This window comes from Fundicoccus sp. Sow4_D5, from assembly GCF_052116365.1.
Lineage (GTDB): Bacteria > Bacillota > Bacilli > Lactobacillales > Aerococcaceae > Fundicoccus.
The window spans coordinates 23,042-39,880 of sequence record NZ_JBQKLF010000001.1 but is presented as its reverse complement, the minus strand read 5'-3'; the positions used below and the strand labels follow the sequence as shown (position 1 = coordinate 39,880).

Annotated in this window: 14 protein-coding genes and 1 tRNA gene; 5 read left to right on the top strand and 10 right to left on the bottom strand. The window is 38.6% G+C overall.

From position 1 onward, the window contains the following. Positions 1–23: 23 nt before the first annotated feature. Positions 24–725 (bottom strand): ABC transporter ATP-binding protein, encoded by a 702-nt coding sequence (locus ACTQ45_RS00175; protein ID WP_441762605.1) that lies wholly within the window; start codon positions 723–725, stop codon positions 24–26. Positions 726–775: 50 nt separating this feature from the next. Beyond that, positions 776–1,975, bottom strand: a complete 1,200-nt coding sequence (locus ACTQ45_RS00170) for a class I SAM-dependent rRNA methyltransferase (RefSeq protein ID WP_441762604.1) — start codon at positions 1,973–1,975, stop codon at positions 776–778. A 235-nt stretch (positions 1,976–2,210) separates the two neighbouring features. On the opposite strand from ACTQ45_RS00170, the gene ACTQ45_RS00165 reads away from it, so the two are divergent. Together ACTQ45_RS00165 and ACTQ45_RS00160 are read left to right on the top strand one after the other, a co-directional pair. Then, on the top strand, positions 2,211–2,780 hold the full coding sequence (locus ACTQ45_RS00165) for a TetR/AcrR family transcriptional regulator (RefSeq protein WP_441749954.1): 570 nt from the start codon (positions 2,211–2,213) through the stop codon (positions 2,778–2,780). Positions 2,781–3,234: 454 nt separating this feature from the next. Next, on the top strand, positions 3,235–3,507 hold the full coding sequence (locus tag ACTQ45_RS00160; protein ID WP_441762603.1) for a hypothetical protein: 273 nt from the start codon (positions 3,235–3,237) through the stop codon (positions 3,505–3,507). A 463-nt stretch (positions 3,508–3,970) separates the two neighbouring features. Here ACTQ45_RS00160 and ACTQ45_RS00155 read toward each other — a convergent pair whose 3' ends face one another. The 7 genes from ACTQ45_RS00155 to ACTQ45_RS00125 all read right to left on the bottom strand — a co-directional run bounded on the left by ACTQ45_RS00155 (position 3,971) and on the right by ACTQ45_RS00125 (position 11,853). Further along, positions 3,971–5,290: a hypothetical protein gene (locus tag ACTQ45_RS00155; protein ID WP_441762602.1), complete on the bottom strand. Its 1,320-nt coding sequence runs from the start codon at positions 5,288–5,290 to the stop codon at positions 3,971–3,973. A 113-nt stretch (positions 5,291–5,403) separates the two neighbouring features. After that, entirely contained in the window at positions 5,404–6,105 is a 702-nt protein-coding gene (locus ACTQ45_RS00150; RefSeq protein ID WP_441762601.1) for a hypothetical protein, read from the bottom strand. Continuing rightward, on the bottom strand, positions 6,098–7,693 hold the full coding sequence (locus ACTQ45_RS00145; protein ID WP_441762600.1) for a hypothetical protein: 1,596 nt from the start codon (positions 7,691–7,693) through the stop codon (positions 6,098–6,100). Before ACTQ45_RS00145 ends, ACTQ45_RS00150 begins: the two co-directional genes overlap by 8 nt. A 595-nt stretch (positions 7,694–8,288) precedes the next feature. Further along, positions 8,289–8,371, bottom strand: a tRNA-Leu gene (locus ACTQ45_RS00140). Between the two features lie 45 nt (positions 8,372–8,416). Continuing rightward, complete coding sequence (locus ACTQ45_RS00135) at positions 8,417–8,791, bottom strand: MerR family transcriptional regulator (protein ID WP_441762599.1); 375 nt, start codon at positions 8,789–8,791, stop codon at positions 8,417–8,419. Positions 8,792–8,922: 131 nt separating this feature from the next. Beyond that, positions 8,923–11,109, bottom strand: a complete 2,187-nt coding sequence (locus tag ACTQ45_RS00130; RefSeq protein ID WP_441749948.1) for a Tex family protein — start codon at positions 11,107–11,109, stop codon at positions 8,923–8,925. A 9-nt stretch (positions 11,110–11,118) separates the two neighbouring features. Further along, a complete protein-coding gene (locus ACTQ45_RS00125; protein ID WP_441762598.1) occupies positions 11,119–11,853 on the bottom strand; it encodes a metallophosphoesterase family protein in 735 nt (244 codons plus the stop codon). A 288-nt stretch (positions 11,854–12,141) separates the two neighbouring features. On the opposite strand from ACTQ45_RS00125, the gene ACTQ45_RS00120 reads away from it, so the two are divergent. From ACTQ45_RS00120 to ACTQ45_RS00110, 3 genes are all read left to right on the top strand, one after another. After that, the gene (locus ACTQ45_RS00120; RefSeq protein WP_441762597.1) at positions 12,142–13,596 is read left to right on the top strand and encodes an NCS2 family permease; all 1,455 of its coding nucleotides are present in this window, start codon (positions 12,142–12,144) and stop codon (positions 13,594–13,596) included. A 672-nt stretch (positions 13,597–14,268) separates the two neighbouring features. Then, a complete protein-coding gene (locus ACTQ45_RS00115; protein WP_441749943.1) occupies positions 14,269–14,604 on the top strand; it encodes an iron-sulfur cluster biosynthesis family protein in 336 nt (111 codons plus the stop codon). A gap of 203 nt (positions 14,605–14,807) precedes the next feature. Next, positions 14,808–16,172 (top strand): MFS transporter, encoded by a 1,365-nt coding sequence (locus ACTQ45_RS00110; RefSeq protein ID WP_441762596.1) that lies wholly within the window; start codon positions 14,808–14,810, stop codon positions 16,170–16,172. 95 nt (positions 16,173–16,267) lie between these two features. Here the strand turns inward: ACTQ45_RS00110 and ACTQ45_RS00105 are convergent, their stop codons facing one another. Beyond that, positions 16,268–16,681: a hypothetical protein gene (locus tag ACTQ45_RS00105; RefSeq protein WP_441762595.1), complete on the bottom strand. Its 414-nt coding sequence runs from the start codon at positions 16,679–16,681 to the stop codon at positions 16,268–16,270. Between the last annotated feature and the right edge of the window lie 158 nt (positions 16,682–16,839).

The following is a 16,839-nucleotide window of genomic DNA, read 5'->3' as shown; positions in this document are numbered from 1 at the left end:
TATCACATCACTTTCTAACACTGTTACCATTGGATATCATCTACTTTTTTCGGATGGTCGTTACAGGTCATTTCGCTGACTTTACCATTGCGTATTTTGATGACTCGATTGGCCATTTGAGCGATGGTTTGGTTATGAGTAATGACAATCACGGTTGTGTTAGTTTCGTGACAGGTATCTTGGAGCAATTGCAAGACTTGTTTTCCTGTTTCATAGTCCAATGCACCGGTCGGTTCGTCACACAATAACAACTTAGGTTTACCTGCAATCGCTCTGGCAATCGATACTCTTTGTTGTTCCCCGCCCGATAGTTGGGCTGGGAAGTTATTTAAGCGATGGCCGAGGCCACAATCCATTAAGGTTTGTGCTGCGTCGGCTTTGCTACCGGCAATTTGAATCATCAGTTCGACATTTTCTTTGGCTGTCAGATTGGGAACCAAGTTATAATTTTGAAAGACAAATCCGACGCCATAACGGCGGAAGGTTGTCAGTTCTTTAGTGGAATATGTGGCAATGTTTTCTTTGTCAATGAGGACATCGCCTGAAGTGGCTTGGTCCATGCCACCTAGTATATTTAAAGTCGTTGACTTTCCTGCACCAGATGGGCCAAGAATGACAACGAATTCACCTTTTTCAATCTTAAAGTTTATGCCGTCATTGGCCCGGGTTACCACATCACCCGTTTTATATTCTTTAACGACGTCTTTTAATTCGATATAAGCCATGTGTTAACCCCTTCTTTCTAATATCTAATTACGTTAGCGCTTGTGTTTGCTTAATTATTGCGGTAGAAGACTAATACTTTTAAGTAGTGGCTTTCTGCATCAAGACTCGCTGGGAAATCAAATGGTAGACCATAAGACTGTATCATCTGAAAATGTCCTGAATGTGAACGACCGACTTGCGACATTTCATTAATAAAGGCTTCTTTTTTATAACCACTGTGGTTGGTACTTAAGATACATAAGCCTCCAGGTGCCGTAAGGTCAAATAAATCTTGTGCTAATTGTGCGTAATCTTTTTCGGCTTTAAACAGGCGTTTTTTAGTGCGGGCAAAACTTGGTGGATCACAAACGACTAGATCGAAGGTTAAGTTATGTCTTTTCGCATAATTCACATAATCGAATACGTCCATCACACGAACTTCATGTTGAGGTGGTTGAGCATCAATGCCATTTAATGCAAATTGCTCTTTCGTCTTTTCAACACTACGATTAGCAACATCGATGCTGACCGTTTTAGCTGCGCCTCCGACAGCCGCTGCGACTGAAAATGCGCCAGTGTAGCTAAATAAGTTTAAGACATTTAAATCTTGTGCTTGCGTTTGTACAAATGAACGGACTTCACGTTGATCTAGGAAGATGCCAGTCATCCAATCCTCGCCTAAATATACAGCGTACTCAATTGAATTCTCTTTAATCACTAACGGTTGTGGAGCAGCTTCACCACTTGTATGAGCAATTGCTGATTCATTATCGAATAATTTGAAGCGCTTTGTTTCATAGATACCTTTGATATTAGGTAATAATTCTTGTAAAGCCGCTACAAACCACTCACGGTATTCATATATTCCTCTTGAATACCAGTTGAATTGAATGTATGCTTCGTACCAATCAATCGTTACACCGCCAATGCCGTCACCTTCTCCATTGAATAAACGAAAAGCGGTTGTGACACTTTGGTCTTCTGATAGAAATTTTTGTCTGATTTCGATTGCTGCTTCTAAGCGTTGTGTAAGCAACTCTTCATCCCAAAACTCGTCTTGCTCATTCGTAAATACCCAAGCGAGTCCTTTATTCTGACGGCCCACTAATGCTTTAGCATTTAAACGACGGTCTGCGTCGCTTAACATAATTACCATGCCTTCTTCTAAGTGTTCCGCTTGCTCTGTTTGTTCAAAGTCATCAATTGTGATTAAACGCTCGCCTGCTAATATTCTTTTCGTTGCTAGTGGTCTTAAACGGTATCTTTTCATACGTATCCCTCTATCTCTTTGTTTATTATTTGTTAGTTCTTACAGTGTCTATGTATCAAGTCTTTGATTATTTTCGTGCGCTACTCATTATAGTACATACAAGTGCCTTTCACTTATAACTATTCGATGTTACAATAGTAACACCTGATAATTTGGACTTCAATAGATAAAGCCTCAGATGTGACACTCAAAGGACTTTTGCTACACCTACACCAACAGATGAAAGGAGTATTCTATGGCATCCCCTAGCAATCAAGAAATCAACCAACTGACCCGCGAGGCAATTATGACCGCCATGATGCAACTACTCGATCATAAATCGATCGATCAACTCTCTGTCACGGAATTAACCAAACGAGCCGGTGTTTCTAGAATGGCCTATTATCGTAACTATGATTCGATGACGGCGATTTTTCAAGATATTTGCAATCAACTCTTTTATCGAATCCTCGCTGAAGGTGAAGCCTTCATCTTAGGAGGCGATTGGTATCAGTTTTGGTTACATCTGTTTACTTTCCTCTACGAGAACCAAGCCGAAGTGAAGCTTGTCTTGGGAAGTGAAATGCAGAGCTATTTTGTCCTTAATTATTTGAACTCGGCTTTTTCTGAAGATTACAGTGAAGCAAGTATGCGTTATAATGTGCGTGGTATGATTGGACTAGCCTTTAATGTGATGACCGAATGGGTCAATAATCAATTTGATATTTCGCCGAATGAATTGGCAGATTTATGTATGAATTTTACGACGCAACAATCGACAGATGTGAATCATATTGTCTTTAATACTAATAAAGCATCAATTTAACTTTAAAGTATCTTCAAAGATGTTGCCATTTAGATGCTTTTTTACCGTTATATTGATGTGTTGAGTGTATCCTGAAGATGCCGTCATTCATTTAAGGTGCTTTTACTTGAAAACTTTTCTTTAGCTTTCAAGCTTAAGTTTTTTTAATCATTTTAGACATGAGAAAGAGGTGTTTTATTGGTTTATTCAAGATCCAAATTTTTGCTTGAGGAGTATGCTTTAAAAGCGGCTGAAAAAGTAGTCGTTCATGGACAGATCGAGGGTGTTTATACTTTAATTTCTGTTCAACCTTAGAGTAATCTTTACTATATAATGCTCGGTGCGCATCCAGGAGAAGCTGTGGCTAATATTGTGCTTTTTTTCGAAGACTGCAAGCAATTACCGACCATCCATTCAATCGAACAACAAGCTGCTACGATCATCATTACTGGGAAAGTCTCCTTAAGAAGCAAAAATGATGCAAACGATTCGTCATATTCTTGATACTTTTCCAGAAAAATTTCGCAAATTGGGTTATGAGACGGACGATGTTAAAACAGGCATCAATGATGGTTCGGTCAAATTGAGTCAATTTAATGAGTACTATACGTATTTATCCGAGGAGAATTATTATTTAACGCTCGAAGAAGTCAAGGAACAACAGACCCAATTTACCAACAAAAAAGAGAATATGTTGCTTGGTTTAGTGGGTGCCCTAATGGGTGCTTCACTAAGTGCTTTGTTGTAGTTCTTTATCGGTTTACTTGGCTATTTTGCTTGGATTGCGGCTATCTTGGCTTTGTTCTTTGCATTCAAGAGTTATCAAATCGCTGGTGGGAAAGTCAGTAATGTCGGCGTGATTTTAGTTTTTATTCTGACCATTTTTATGGTTTTTTAGGCAATCATGCGGTTTGGGCTTGGACAGCTGACGATGGCTACGATCAATTTTATTGGTATGCTTTCAGGAATATCCATCGGGTGATTTTAAGCGAACCCTCGGTTCGCATGAATTATCTATTTGATGTTGGCCTAGGGGTGGGTGTGATTTCTCTCATTGGTATTCCTTTTATGAGGTCACTGTATAAAGAGAACACGAGTCATTACGAAGTCAAAAGATACGACTAAATAAACAAGAGCTTTACTCAGATGATTGAGTAGAGCTCTTGTTTATATCCGTCTAATTTAATAATTAGTTTTTCAATGAAGTTTTTTTAAGGACTTAAAAGCTCCTCAAGAATATAATCCGCTTCTGCTCCGGTCATTTTTCTAATGTCGTCTAATCTGGGGATTTCTCGTTCAATTGGCTTCACAGTATAATCCAAGCGGTACTCGGTTGTTTCTAAACCGGCCGTTTCATCACTGAATATATTAAATTCAATCTGTTCCACGATTCCGACTAAAGTCATACGATAAGTTTGAGTGGCCTTATTATACGCCATATTTACCTTCGTTAATTTGTCCAACATCACATTATTATCCAAGCTCATTTGACGGGCAAAATTGTCATTAACTCTTACGGTTTCTTCAGGAAGTTGTGGCAACATCAAGTCACTTAATTCAGAATCAACGGCAACTTTGAAATTCAAGCTGTTATCTTTTTCTGAAATTTGAAAGCGCTGCTCACTCGTTACATTCCAATCTAAATGTGTTCTATTTTCTGTCGCTGGCAAAACTTTCATTCCTAAGTGAAAGTCAAAACCGAAATTGGTCGACCTTCTAAAGAGATACTCTGGAATCTCAAGTCTTTCTAGTGAAAGTAAATAAAGTTCATTCACCTGATATAGGCTATCAGCCGAGATGCGACTCAAACGATTTAAATCTGGCAACATCAAGAGTGTTTTGAACGGATCATTTTGTAGATTGACACGGTTTAATTCGGAACTTTCAATCGCCACAAACACATCATGTAAATCCGCTACTTGTTCTTGAATCGCTCGGTTGAAATAAGGTTGATTAAAAAACGCCATCGAATCCAACCATTCAAACGTTTTTACGTAGGCTAAATCAAAATGCCGGTAACTGATAAACTCAAAATCATATTGCTTCGGGGCGGCTTTGGGAAAATGGTAAGTGATTCTTCCCATTAGATCCCCTTCGGTTTGATTTCCGACATAATCACCTTGTGCAACAATTTCTTCTGTTTGAGTATCCGTTAGTGTGTAATTGATTTGATAATGTTCAATGGTTTCTAAGCCGCTCAAAGCTTTCACAAAATCATTAATTTTTTGTTCATCTCGATAAGCCTTAGCCTGCGCTTCATCAACTGGTGTTTCTTCAGCAGGCATTTCTGAATCCATTGTCGCCTGCTCGTCCTCGCTAACTGACTCACTATACGCCTCACTTGATAGGTCCTTTTCAGTTTCATTGACTGAGTCGGACGTAATGGCTCTTTGAGAGTCAACTCTTTCTTCAATATCATTCAATCGCGAATGAACTGTCTTTGCGTTAATCGCTTCAACTGTAAGGTTAAATAGAACCGCTTGACTGGTTAATGCCAGTAACAGTAAATAATAAATTTTTCTACTCGGCACTGAAACACCGCCCTTCTTCTCGTATTTCCCTCTCTCTTAGTCTAGCTAATTTACTCGCATTTTACAAGAAGTTCAAAAGCAATCGCTTCATTTATTAACGAGACTTCTAATGATTAGGTGATGGCTGAATAAGCAAGATAGAGTACAAATAGACCTCTGACGATCAGTCCTAAAGCTGACAAACCAATTAAGAAAGCAATAATCGGTCCTGGTGTCGCATCTTGCACAAATAAATTAACCAACCAATGAGAAATTGTCTCTAGATTAAATAAAATCACACTACCAATCACGGCGAATAACACATAGATTCCTATTGCAAACCAAGCAGTATTCCAAATTTCTTGATTACGTTCTCGCTGAGTGCTCTTGGCATTTTCAACTAACAAGGTCAAGTTTTCATCACTGATTTTAGCCTCTTCCCCTTCTGCGATTGCATACTCTGAGTGCGATTTTTCAACAAAAGCATAGCTAGCGTCTGCAAAAGACACCAACTGATTATTGAAATCAATTCTCGCTTTTAAAACAGCAGCATATTTCTCATTAACCCTTGTTGCTAGATTATTTTGTACTTCTAAGGCAGATTTTTTAATTAATTGTTGCTCAGATAAATTCATAAAATAGGCTGAATCAGAAGAGTCACTTTGTGTCTTACGTAAACGATAGAGTTCTTCTTCGTCGAGGGAGTTCAGTTTCACAATATAGGATTCATTAAGATAGCCGTTCTCTGGTTTATTTGATTCTTGTCTAACTTGCCAGAAAAACAAACCGAGAATTACTAGATAAACTCCGAAGAGACCTAACATGCTTTTATTCATTCTGATCACCTCCCGCTTGATAGATCAGCTCTCCCGCCTGTTTAATACTCTGGGCTAGGATACTTAAATTCTCAGGCCCTTCATCTTGCACCCCTAAATTCTGTCCTGTTACTTCAACCATTCCAGACAATTCTAAAGTGATGCCGGGCGTATACACATAATAACTCTCAAAAAAGGAAGCATTGTCTGGCTTGATTTCCAGCCAATTTTCTTGTTCATTACTTGCAATGACTTTTCCAGTAATAGTCAAAGGGGCCTTAAAATTTGGAAGAATCTCCCAATACTCTTGCGTCAACGTTTCAAACTCTAGCTTAGCATTACCTCTTCCACTTGCTAGTCGCGTATAAGGCAAATAACTATCATATATTTTGTCTGGATTGGCCAGTTGTTCAGCGCTAGCAATATGGTACTCATCTTCAGCAAGTAAGATGTCGCTTGCTTGTTCCTTCGACACAGTGTTTATGCTGTCAGGAAAGACTGCTTCAATTTCTTCGAAAGTTAATAATCGATACATACTAATCGTTTCGTCCGTAAAACCTTCCTTTTGTATTGAAATATGACCTAAGCGATACTCACCACGATCCTCATAAATCGTATCCAAAAAGGCTTGTTCAATCTCTACATCTGTCAACAGTGGATCCAACAATTTCGCAAAGAAATAAAAGAAACTTCGCCTCTGATCTTCGAGGTTATTGATGGCGGGTGTTTGTGTGTCATTATGAGCAATTGTAAATCTAATCTCAATTCGTGAGCCCGCACCGGACTGACCAGAAAAAATATAGAACTCATTTAAACGACCAAATTCAGCTAACTCCTCAGGATAATAATACACCGTATTTCCCATCGCAGTTAGGTGTTCTTCACCTAATTCAAAGCCAAAAGTCTGACTGATTTCATGTAGAATTCGATTAATAAACACTCGATTAACATAAACTTCTTCTTGATTGTCGGCATAATCTTTGGCATAAATATTAGGAAATTCCGTTGAGTCGTCATACAATGTTGTCACAATGTTTTGAACACTTTCGTCTTCAAAAACTGTATCGAAGTATTCATACATGACCTCAAAGGCAAGGTATTCTTTTTCATCTTCTATATAATTATAGGTATTCACCGCATGTCCGCCTAAAATAAAATTCTGTGTGCCACTTAAATCCATTAACCACTGATCATAGGCCTCTTGAATAGCCTCTTCGCTAAGCGACTCATCTACTAAGTTTACCAAACGGTGAATCGTTTCAAAATCAGCAACTTTTTCAGAAGCCACTTTTTGGTAAATATAAAAACCTTGGCCGTGAGTGCTTTTACCGGTATAAAAACTAACACTAAGCCCGTCCTCGCCCAATGGTATTTCCACTTGAAAACGACTTTCCCCATCCCTTTGATCAAGGTACATTTCCTTAGAGCCTTCTATATCAAACTCCGTCATCACCTGAGTAATCAATCGATTAGTTAGCCCACTCGACGTATGAGGGATTGCCTTTCCTTCATAATTCTCCATCAGCACATTTGGTAAAGTTTGCCCTGATATTCTTGGCAAGCCAATAAAACACAACATTAATATAAGTATAATTGAACGTTTCAGCATCCTTCCACCCTCTCTCATTCACTTTCTCTAAGTATCTTTACATTAAATATACTTAAAACCGAACGTATAAAACAAGAAATAAGCCTCTAAACAAGCATATTTAAAAAAATTCTCACGCCATACTATCCCAAAAAGTAAATCGGTCAAAATAAACACTCATCACTCTTTAAAAACCAACTATATTTGCCGTTTATTTGAAGCCTAATCACTTAATTTACTCCTTAAGATAAACTATGAGTAAGTTCTAAAAATATGCTCTAATTTCTTCTTGTGGGTGGATGTACAGCAATTAGAAGGTGATTTTAGTATGCCACATTTCACTATAAGGGGTTAAATTTCTAGGTTTGGGAATACTCGATACAGTCTTATTCGATTATAAAGTTTGCTAGAGACATGAAACAGTTAGTCATCACTTAGCTTACATCGTCTCGAAACGCACTACGTTTTCTGAACCAAGAGTCACCCCCCTGGCTCAATAATAAGAATAGTTGGCTTCAGTTTGAGACCTATCAACTAGTTCAATCACTCCTAATGAAATAAAAAACGCCCATGAAGAACTTTATCTTCATGGACGTTTAGATTAGTAGTTATGATATGCGGTCGATGGGATTTGAACCCACACATCCTTTAGGACACCAGCCCCTCAAGCTGGCGCGTCTGCCATTCCGCCACGACCGCAATTTTCAACAACAATATTATTGTAGGGCATCCTGACCTATTTTGTCAATCACTTTCTTCATATAAACGAATTTGCTGACTCAGTTGATGTAAGGCAGTCTCTAATATCTGCTTGCGATAAGCCAGTTCTCTTTGTTCTGAATCGATTGCTTCAATCTCTTGTTTGACTTTTTCCACCCGGCGCAGCAATTTTGTTTGTAACCCCACACTATCCTGATGATCCTGTTTGAGTTCAACAATACTGTCGATAGTTAAGCCCATTGTTCTCAGTTGCAACACGCTTTGCAAAGTCACTTCATCTTTTTCTTCCCATTCCAAGGAATCATTAATGCAGGTAGGATTCAACAAGCCACGTTCGATATAGTAGCGCAAGGCCTCTCTCGAGACGGCATACTTTTGTTCAATATCAGATGTTTTCATAAAATTCTCCTCTTTTCAAAGCACAGAATTTAAGTTGAATCTATTTTACCGCATTGCTTATCAGATTGCACCTCACAATCCAAAAAAAATACTAGTGGATCTTGAAAAATCATGACCACTAGTATACTGAATTAGTTATTTATTTTAGGGAATAAACGTTTCAAACCGATACGACTTTTCGCCTTATCAACAGAAATCACTTCTACTTCAACAATATCTCCGACTGAAACTGCTTCGGAAGGATGCTTAATGAATTTTCTAGATAACTTAGAAATGTGAATTAAGCCGTCTTCTTTTACGCCGATATCCACGAAAGCACCAAAGTCTACTACGTTACGAACCACCCCTTGTAACTGTAGACCTTCATGTAAATCATCCATCGTTAACACGTCTTCACGTAAGATAGGTGCATCCTGGCCATCACGAATATCTGCGCTAGGATTCATTAAGCCATCGATGATATCTTGTAATGATTCCACACCTAAATCAGAATCAAGGGCTAAAGTTTTAACGTCGATTGTCTTTAATTTCTTATTCGCATCGTCTGTACCCAACTCTGATAAGTCAACTTCAGCCATCTTCAGAATCTTCTTAGCATCTTTATAAGTTTCAGGGTGAATACTTGTTTGGTCTAATGGATTCTTCCCATCAAGAATACGTAAGAAACCAACCGCTTGCTCATAAGTTTTAGGTCCTAAACGTTTGACATCTTTAATTTGCGTACGGTTGTCAAAGCGTCCTATTTCATCACGCAAAGCAATAATGTTTTTAGCTGTTGTCGTCGTTAAACCAGAAACGTGTTGTAATAAAGGGACGCTGGCTGTGTTAATGTCCACACCAACCTGATTCACCGTGATGTTTACCACGAAATCTAACTGATCAGTTAACATATTCTGAGCCACGTCATGTTGGTATTGACCGACTCCCATCGATTTAGGATCGATTTTAATTAACTCAGCTAAAGGATCCTGTAAACGACGCGCAATACTTACCGCACTTCGTTCTTCCACTTGATAATCTGGGAATTCTTGACGGGCAATTTCACTCGCACTATAAACGGAAGCGCCAGCTTCGTTGACGACAATAAACTGAACTTTACGGTCTAATTCTTGAACGATTTCGTTTACAAAGGTTTCTGATTCGCGGCTGGCTGTTCCGTTACCAATTGCAATTACGTCAACTTGATGTTTTTCAATCATTGCTTTTAATGCCGGTCTCGCTGCGGCTCTTTGCTTAGCGTTGGCAGGTTTATGAGGGTAAATAACGTCCTTATCCAAGACACGTCCCGTTTCATTAATAACGGCTAACTTACATCCTGTACGGTAAGCTGGGTCTAATCCTAATACGATACGCCCTTTTAGTGGCGGTTGTAACAGTAAGTGACGCAAGTTATCACCGAATACTTGAATAGCTTGTTTGTCTGCTCTTTCTGTTGCTTCATTTCTCAACTCACGTTCAATCGCTGGTCCAATGAAACGTTTGTAGCTATCCTCGATAGCCGCTTGAATTAACTCACGTCTAACTTCTGGAAGTGCAGAAGCAATCGTTCGTTGACTCATATAGCGAATCACAGGCACTTCATCAATCACAAGTTTTGCGGATAGAACTCCTTCTTTTTCAGCACGATTGATTGCCAAAATACGGTGTTCAGGCAACTTGTTAATGCCTTCTGAAAAGTCATAATACATTTGATAGACTTTAGTTTCGTCTAAACTTTCATCTTTTAATTTAGTCGTCAATTTCGCATTGTATCGAGAATACTTACGGATAAATTCACGGTAAGTCGCATTATCAGAGACTTCTTGTGCAATAATTTCATGTGCACCTGCTAAGGCAGCTTCAGCCGTCTCAACTTTCTCGTTGATATATTCCGCTGCTTTTTCTAAAGGCGTTACTTGTGGATCAGCGCTCGATTGCAACCAATCCGCTAAAGGTGATAAGCCATTTTCTTCTGCGGTCATCGCCTTCGTGCGACGTTTTTGTTTAAATGGACGATAAATATCTTCAATTTGTTGTAAAGTCGTTGCTTGTTCAATTTGCTGACTTAAGGCATCTGTCAGCTTGTCTTGCTCACCAATCAAACGCGTCACTTCTTCTTTTCTTTGTCTCATATTCATCATGTATTGATATTTTTGCTCAATCAAATGAATTTGAACTTCATCTAACGAACCCGTCACTTCTTTACGGTAACGTGCAATAAAAGGAATGGTATTGCCTTCTCCTAATAATTTTAACACCGAATCTACTTGCGTGGGTTTAACTTGAACCTCACTACTAATTTGCTTAATTACTTGCTTGTCTTCTAATACCTCTGTCATGTCCGTCTCCTAACTCTTTACTTGAAACATTTGTTTTACTTCTTGGCGATTCATCTGCAAAGCCAGTAAACTTCCACCATAAACTGCGCCGCCATCGATACCCCATTTGTCATCTTTTTGCCAAACATGGACGGCCGATCGGTTATTGTGCAAATTCATTACGGGCGTATGTCCAAAGACAATCGTTTTGCCCGTTTGGTTGGCGGCTTCGTGAAAGTCCTGACGAATCCAAACCATATCATGTGGGCTCGTGTGTCGCCAATCATCTAAACGCAAATTAAGTCCGGCGTGCACAACGACAAAATTCCCAAATTCTACGAAATAGGGTAAATCGCGTAGCCAGCTTTCCAACCATGGATAGCGTTCATTTAATAATCTCGCAAGTTTAATACGAGAATATTGACTGACGGTTAGTGTCGATTCCCCTAACAATTGCGAAACAGTGCTCAAACCACCATTTCTTTCATAGAGGGTCCATTTACTAATCGGATTTTGAAGAAAAGCTAAAAACATTTCTTCGTGATTCCCTCTCAAGCAAATTGCCCCGTATTCCATCTGAAGTTTTCGTACAAGTAGCAAAGAATCAGCAGATTGTGGCCCACGATCAATATAATCGCCAACAAAAATTAATTGTTGTTTATCACGATTCCAATTTTTCAACATGTCTTCAACTGATTTCTTCATTCCATGAATATCACCGATAACAAAGGCTTCTTCAAAACGCTCATCTATATATGCTTCCATCTCTATGCACCCCTTTCTTTGCTTTAGCATCCATAATTATACCATATTCCCCCTTCGCTAACATTCACGTGCAACTGGAATGGCTGTTTTATAAAATTCCGTAATCATTCGGTAATAGTTATTGACCATAAAATCACGCTTATTTCACAAAAAAGCGCTCAACGAAATAAACACGAACATTTATGTTATTTAAAATTAAATAGTTCTGTTTTATGCTTTTTTAAGGAATTTAATATGCTATACTCATTTTTGTAATTATGAAGAGTTCATTATTTTAGGAGGATTTTTGTGGAAAATTTTTTTAAGTTCGAAGAAAACGGTACTAAATTAAGTACAGAAATTACAGCTGGGATTACGACCTTCCTTGCAATGTCATACATTATTTTTGTTAACCCGTCATTATTAGCTTTGTCAGGTATGCCTAGTCAGGCTGTATTTCTAGCAACTATTTTTTCTTCTGCTATCGCAACTTTAATTTTAGGATTATTTGCTAACGTGCCTTATGCAGTTGCACCAGGTATGGGGCTAAACGCCTTCTTTACGTATACAGTTGTTTTTGCTTTAGGTTTTACATGGCAAGAAGCACTTGCAATGGTATTTATTTGTGGGGTTGTTAATATTGTCATAACAATCACAAAAGTTCGTAAAATGTTAATTATTGCTATCCCAGATTCATTGCAACATGCGATTTCTGCAGGTATTGGGATTTTCATTGGCTATATCGGAATTAAGAATGCTGGTTTATTAAACTTTACGGTGGACGGCTACAACATCTTGTCAATTAACGGTGGCGACCCAACAGCTCCAATTACAAACGGAATCGACTCACTTGTTGCCAACAGTGGAGCACTTCCTGCTTTAGTTAACTTCACAGATCCAGGTGTGTTACTTGCTTTAATTGGTTTAGTGATTACAGTTGTCTTAATGCTTAAAAATATTCAAGGTGCGATTCTAATTGGAATTGTTGCTACAACTTTATTAGCTATTCCAATGGGCTTAGTCGATTTATCAACCATTAATTTAGTAGACAATTCATTAGCAAGTGCATTTGATGATTTAGGTGAAACATTCTTGGTAATTTTCACCCCTGCAGGCCTACCGTCTTTATTCTCAGACCTCACTAAATTACCAATTGTATTAATTACTATTTTCTCATTCAGTTTATCTGATATCTTTGACACAATCGGAACATTTATTGGAACTGGTCGTCGTACTGGTATCTTCTCTGAAGAAGATGAAAAAGCGGTTCAAGACAGCAAAGGTTTCAGTTCAAAAATGGATAAAGCATTGTTTGGTGATTCAATTGGTACATTAGTTGGTGCATTGTTTGGTACATCGAACGTAACAACTTATGTTGAATCTGCTGCAGGTATTGGCGCTGGTGGTCGTACAGGTATGACATCTGTTGTCACTTCTATTTGTTTCTTATTAGCGATGTTCCTTTCACCAGTGATTGGCATTGTGCCAACGCAAGCAACTGCTCCTGCTTTAATTATTGTAGGTATTTTGATGATTGCTTCTTTAAACGATGTGGACTGGTCTGATTTCTCTGAAGCTGTTCCAGCATTCTTTGCTTCAATCTTTATGGGGCTTGCTTACTCAATCTCAAATGGTATTGCAGCTGGTTTCATCACATACGGTTTAGTAAAAACTGTAAAAGGTGAAGGAAAAGACGTTCACCCTCTTATCTGGGTATCCATTATACTGTTCATCTTAAACTACATTGTGATGGCCTTTATTTAAATAAATTAAGGGGTCGACCATCTGGTCGACTCTTTTTTGGTTAGTTGTTGAAGAATATTGGATTGGAAACGCCTAATAAAATTGATGTCGTTAGCTGCATTATCAATGTTTAGTGATATAACAAACTGCTACATCACCTGGAAGTGATATAACAAACTGCTACATCACCTGGGAGTGATATAACAAAGCACTACATCACCTGGGAGTGATATAACAAAGCACTACATCACCTGGAAGTGATATAACAAACCGCTACATCACCTGGAAGTGATATAACAAACTGCTACATCACCTGGAAGTGATATAACAAAGCACTACATCACCTGGAAGTGATATAACAAACCGCTACATCACCTGGAAGTGATATAACAAACTGCTACATCACCTGGAAGTGATATAACAAAGCGCTACATCACCTGGGAGTGATATAACAAACTGCTACATCACCTGGAAGTGATATAACAAAGCGCTACATCACCTGGGAGTGATATAACAAATCGCTACATCACCTGGAAGTGATATAACAAATCGCTACATCACCTGGGAGTCTACTTCAAACAGCCATCTCTTCATCTTCATCTTCATCTGCATCTTTTACTAAATATTAAATGTAATATTATGGTCTAAAGCTGACTGTTGCGTTATAATTGAAGTAGTAAAGGGAGTGATTAGATGAATTTAACATTTACCCAAGAGGCAAGCACATTTCTTGAAAAGAAAGCAGCAGTCAATCAGCTGAGTCTTTTTTATGATACTGGCACAGAGGTCTGTGCCTGTGCAAATTCTGGTGTATTCATTCTAAGAGCCAATGATGCCCAAGAAGTGTACGATACGACGATTGAAAGTAATTTAGGGCCAATTAAAGCGCAAAAGTCTGCATTAATTTATTTAGATCAAGAAAACATAATTGATTTAAAATTACGGTCTAATGCCTTCGTCTTAAAAAGCGAGCGCGGCTACCTTAATTTAAATATGCGTTTAGAGATTAAGGCTGACGAAACGGTTTAAATATAACTGAGTGAGAGCGACACATTACTTTTGTAGTGTGTCGCTCTTTTGTTTCTTATGAGGGCGCCAACCTTTTTTGAAGTTCGTTCTCTTCTGCCGTCTTTATTTTTTTCACAAACTTCCTTTTGAAACAGTGTTCCTATCAATCCTATTTTGTTATATAATAATGCAAACTAAGTCTGCTTTTAAGGGAGGGGTGGCAAATGAATTCTAAGAAGGGTTTAAGGTTGAATTATTGGCAAATTTCTCTGATTGGCGTGGGCTTTATGGCCTCGAGTTTGGCTTGGGCGGTTTATAATGCTCAGGTGCCTTTGATTTTGGATGAGCGGTTCAGTATGAGTCGGACGATGATTGGGACGATTATGACGATTGATAATTTTTTTGGGGTTATTCTGCAGCCTTTGATTGGTGCTTGGAGTGATAAAACTAGGAGTCGTTTAGGGCGACGGTTGCCATGGATTGTGCTTGGTATTCCGATTTGCGCGTTTCTGTTTGCATTCATTCCTTTGCAGATGATTCTTTGGCAATTCATGGGCGTTATTATTGCCTTTAACCTATTAATGGCTTTGTGGCGGAGTCCTGTGGTAGCAATTATGCCGGATGTGACGCCGTCGCCTTTGCGCAGTGAAGCCAATGGAATTATTAATTTAATGGGGGGCCTTGGGTCAATTATTGCGTTTTATTATGGTGGCCTGTTGTCGGATATTCGCGAGGACAAGTTTTATGCTTTCTTAATGGCATCGGTGATTATGATGCTTGCCTTAATCTTTCTGTATTTGTTTGTTCGTGATCCGGATTCGATTAGCTTTAGAGAAGAAAAGCAGTTACCGATTCGTGATACGATTGCCAATCGTTGGGCGCGAACTGCTAGGGACCAATTTAGCTTGTATCAAGCCGAGCTGTCGACTCAATCAGTTACCGACTTTGAGAGTTTGTCAAAGATTAAGTCGAAGACGGGGAGTATGACTACCTTCATGGCTTTACCTTCGCAATATAAAGTAAGTTTAGGTGCTTTATTGTTAGCAATTTTTGCTTGGTTCATGGGTAATAATGCGATTGAAACCTTCTTTACCTTGTATGCGACGAATACTTATGGAATTAGTGGTGGGCAAGCGACGGTCATGTTAGCAGGTTTCTCATTATTTTTCTTGTTGTTTGCTATTCCGGCGGGTCGCCTCGGTCACAAGTTTGGACGTAAGAAAACAATTTTGTTTGGCATTGTGGGCTTTATCGGAATTTTCGTCTTGATTATCGCCCAACCTAGTCAACATTTATTGCAGCTTCTCCTAATGATTGGTGGTTTTTTCTGGGCGTTGATTAATATCAATTCCCTACCGATGGTGCTGGAGTTCGCTTCGATTACGTCGATTGGGACTTTTACTGGTTACTATTACCTCTTCTCTTTCTCAGCTTCCATTGTAAGCCCAATTTTTTATGGTTTGTTGCAAGATGTGTTTCAAGCTGATCATCTCTTGTTCGTTTTTGCTTTAGTTTGTTTTATCGTGGCTTTAATCTGCATGAAGTTTGTAGCACACGGTGAAGAAAAGAGTCTAGAATTAAACGACTGATTTGGTCGTTATTGTAAATAGGAGTAAATAACACACAAGCTAATCAACCTTCATCAAAGGCTGATTAGCTTGTGTGTTTGCGCTATTAAGTTTTCTTACTTGTTTAATTCGATTGTTATCAGCTTGTCTAATTCGTCGACTTGGTCATAGAGATAGACTAATTGTTCACGGCGTTTTTTTAAATTACTCTGGACAGAAAGGTCTGTAAAAATGTTATCGAACCAGACATCAAACATTTCAGAAGCAAAATCTAAATTTAACTGCTCGGGTAGTTCCAAGTTGATGTCACCGTACTCTTTTTGTAATCTTTGCAACGCCCGTTCGATTTCTTCCATTAATTGATTACTTTCTTTCATGCGCCCTCTTTTGACCATGCTTGAAATCATGCCACCTGCAAATATATCATAGAGCCCCCAATTTCTTGCACTATCGATTTTCTCCAGAGCTTGCTCAATTAAGGTTCGAACGATTTCGGCTTGGTCTTTCACATCTTTAAGTTCTTTATTCATATCCATTATATCTTCATTCCCTCTTTATAAATTTAAAGCAGTATTGCTTCGATTGTTTAGCGAAATTATTCAGTGCCTTTCTTATGACAGCTTTTTTCCTTCTCATTTCTTAATGTTTCACCTCTGACCATAACTAGTCTATCCGCTGCTACTTTATT

Excerpts from the sequence above, each read along its gene's own strand:
- ACTQ45_RS00115 (WP_441749943.1), top strand. The coding sequence starts at position 14,269 with ATGAATTTAACATTTACCCAAGAGGCAAGCACATTTCTTGAAAAGAAA.
- ACTQ45_RS00165 (WP_441749954.1), top strand. The coding sequence starts at position 2,211 with ATGGCATCCCCTAGCAATCAAGAAATCAACCAACTGACCCGCGAGGCA.
- ACTQ45_RS00150 (WP_441762601.1), bottom strand. The coding sequence starts at position 6,105 with ATGAATAAAAGCATGTTAGGTCTCTTCGGAGTTTATCTAGTAATTCTC.
- ACTQ45_RS00145 (WP_441762600.1), bottom strand. The coding sequence starts at position 7,693 with ATGCTGAAACGTTCAATTATACTTATATTAATGTTGTGTTTTATTGGC.
- ACTQ45_RS00175 (WP_441762605.1), bottom strand. The coding sequence starts at position 725 with ATGGCTTATATCGAATTAAAAGACGTCGTTAAAGAATATAAAACGGGT.
- ACTQ45_RS00135 (WP_441762599.1), bottom strand. The coding sequence starts at position 8,791 with ATGAAAACATCTGATATTGAACAAAAGTATGCCGTCTCGAGAGAGGCC.
- ACTQ45_RS00110 (WP_441762596.1), top strand. The coding sequence starts at position 14,808 with ATGAATTCTAAGAAGGGTTTAAGGTTGAATTATTGGCAAATTTCTCTG.
- ACTQ45_RS00160 (WP_441762603.1), top strand. The coding sequence starts at position 3,235 with ATGATGCAAACGATTCGTCATATTCTTGATACTTTTCCAGAAAAATTT.
- ACTQ45_RS00170 (WP_441762604.1), bottom strand. The coding sequence starts at position 1,975 with ATGAAAAGATACCGTTTAAGACCACTAGCAACGAAAAGAATATTAGCA.
- ACTQ45_RS00125 (WP_441762598.1), bottom strand. The coding sequence starts at position 11,853 with ATGGAAGCATATATAGATGAGCGTTTTGAAGAAGCCTTTGTTATCGGT.
- ACTQ45_RS00130 (WP_441749948.1), bottom strand. The coding sequence starts at position 11,109 with ATGACAGAGGTATTAGAAGACAAGCAAGTAATTAAGCAAATTAGTAGT.
- ACTQ45_RS00105 (WP_441762595.1), bottom strand. The coding sequence starts at position 16,681 with ATGAATAAAGAACTTAAAGATGTGAAAGACCAAGCCGAAATCGTTCGA.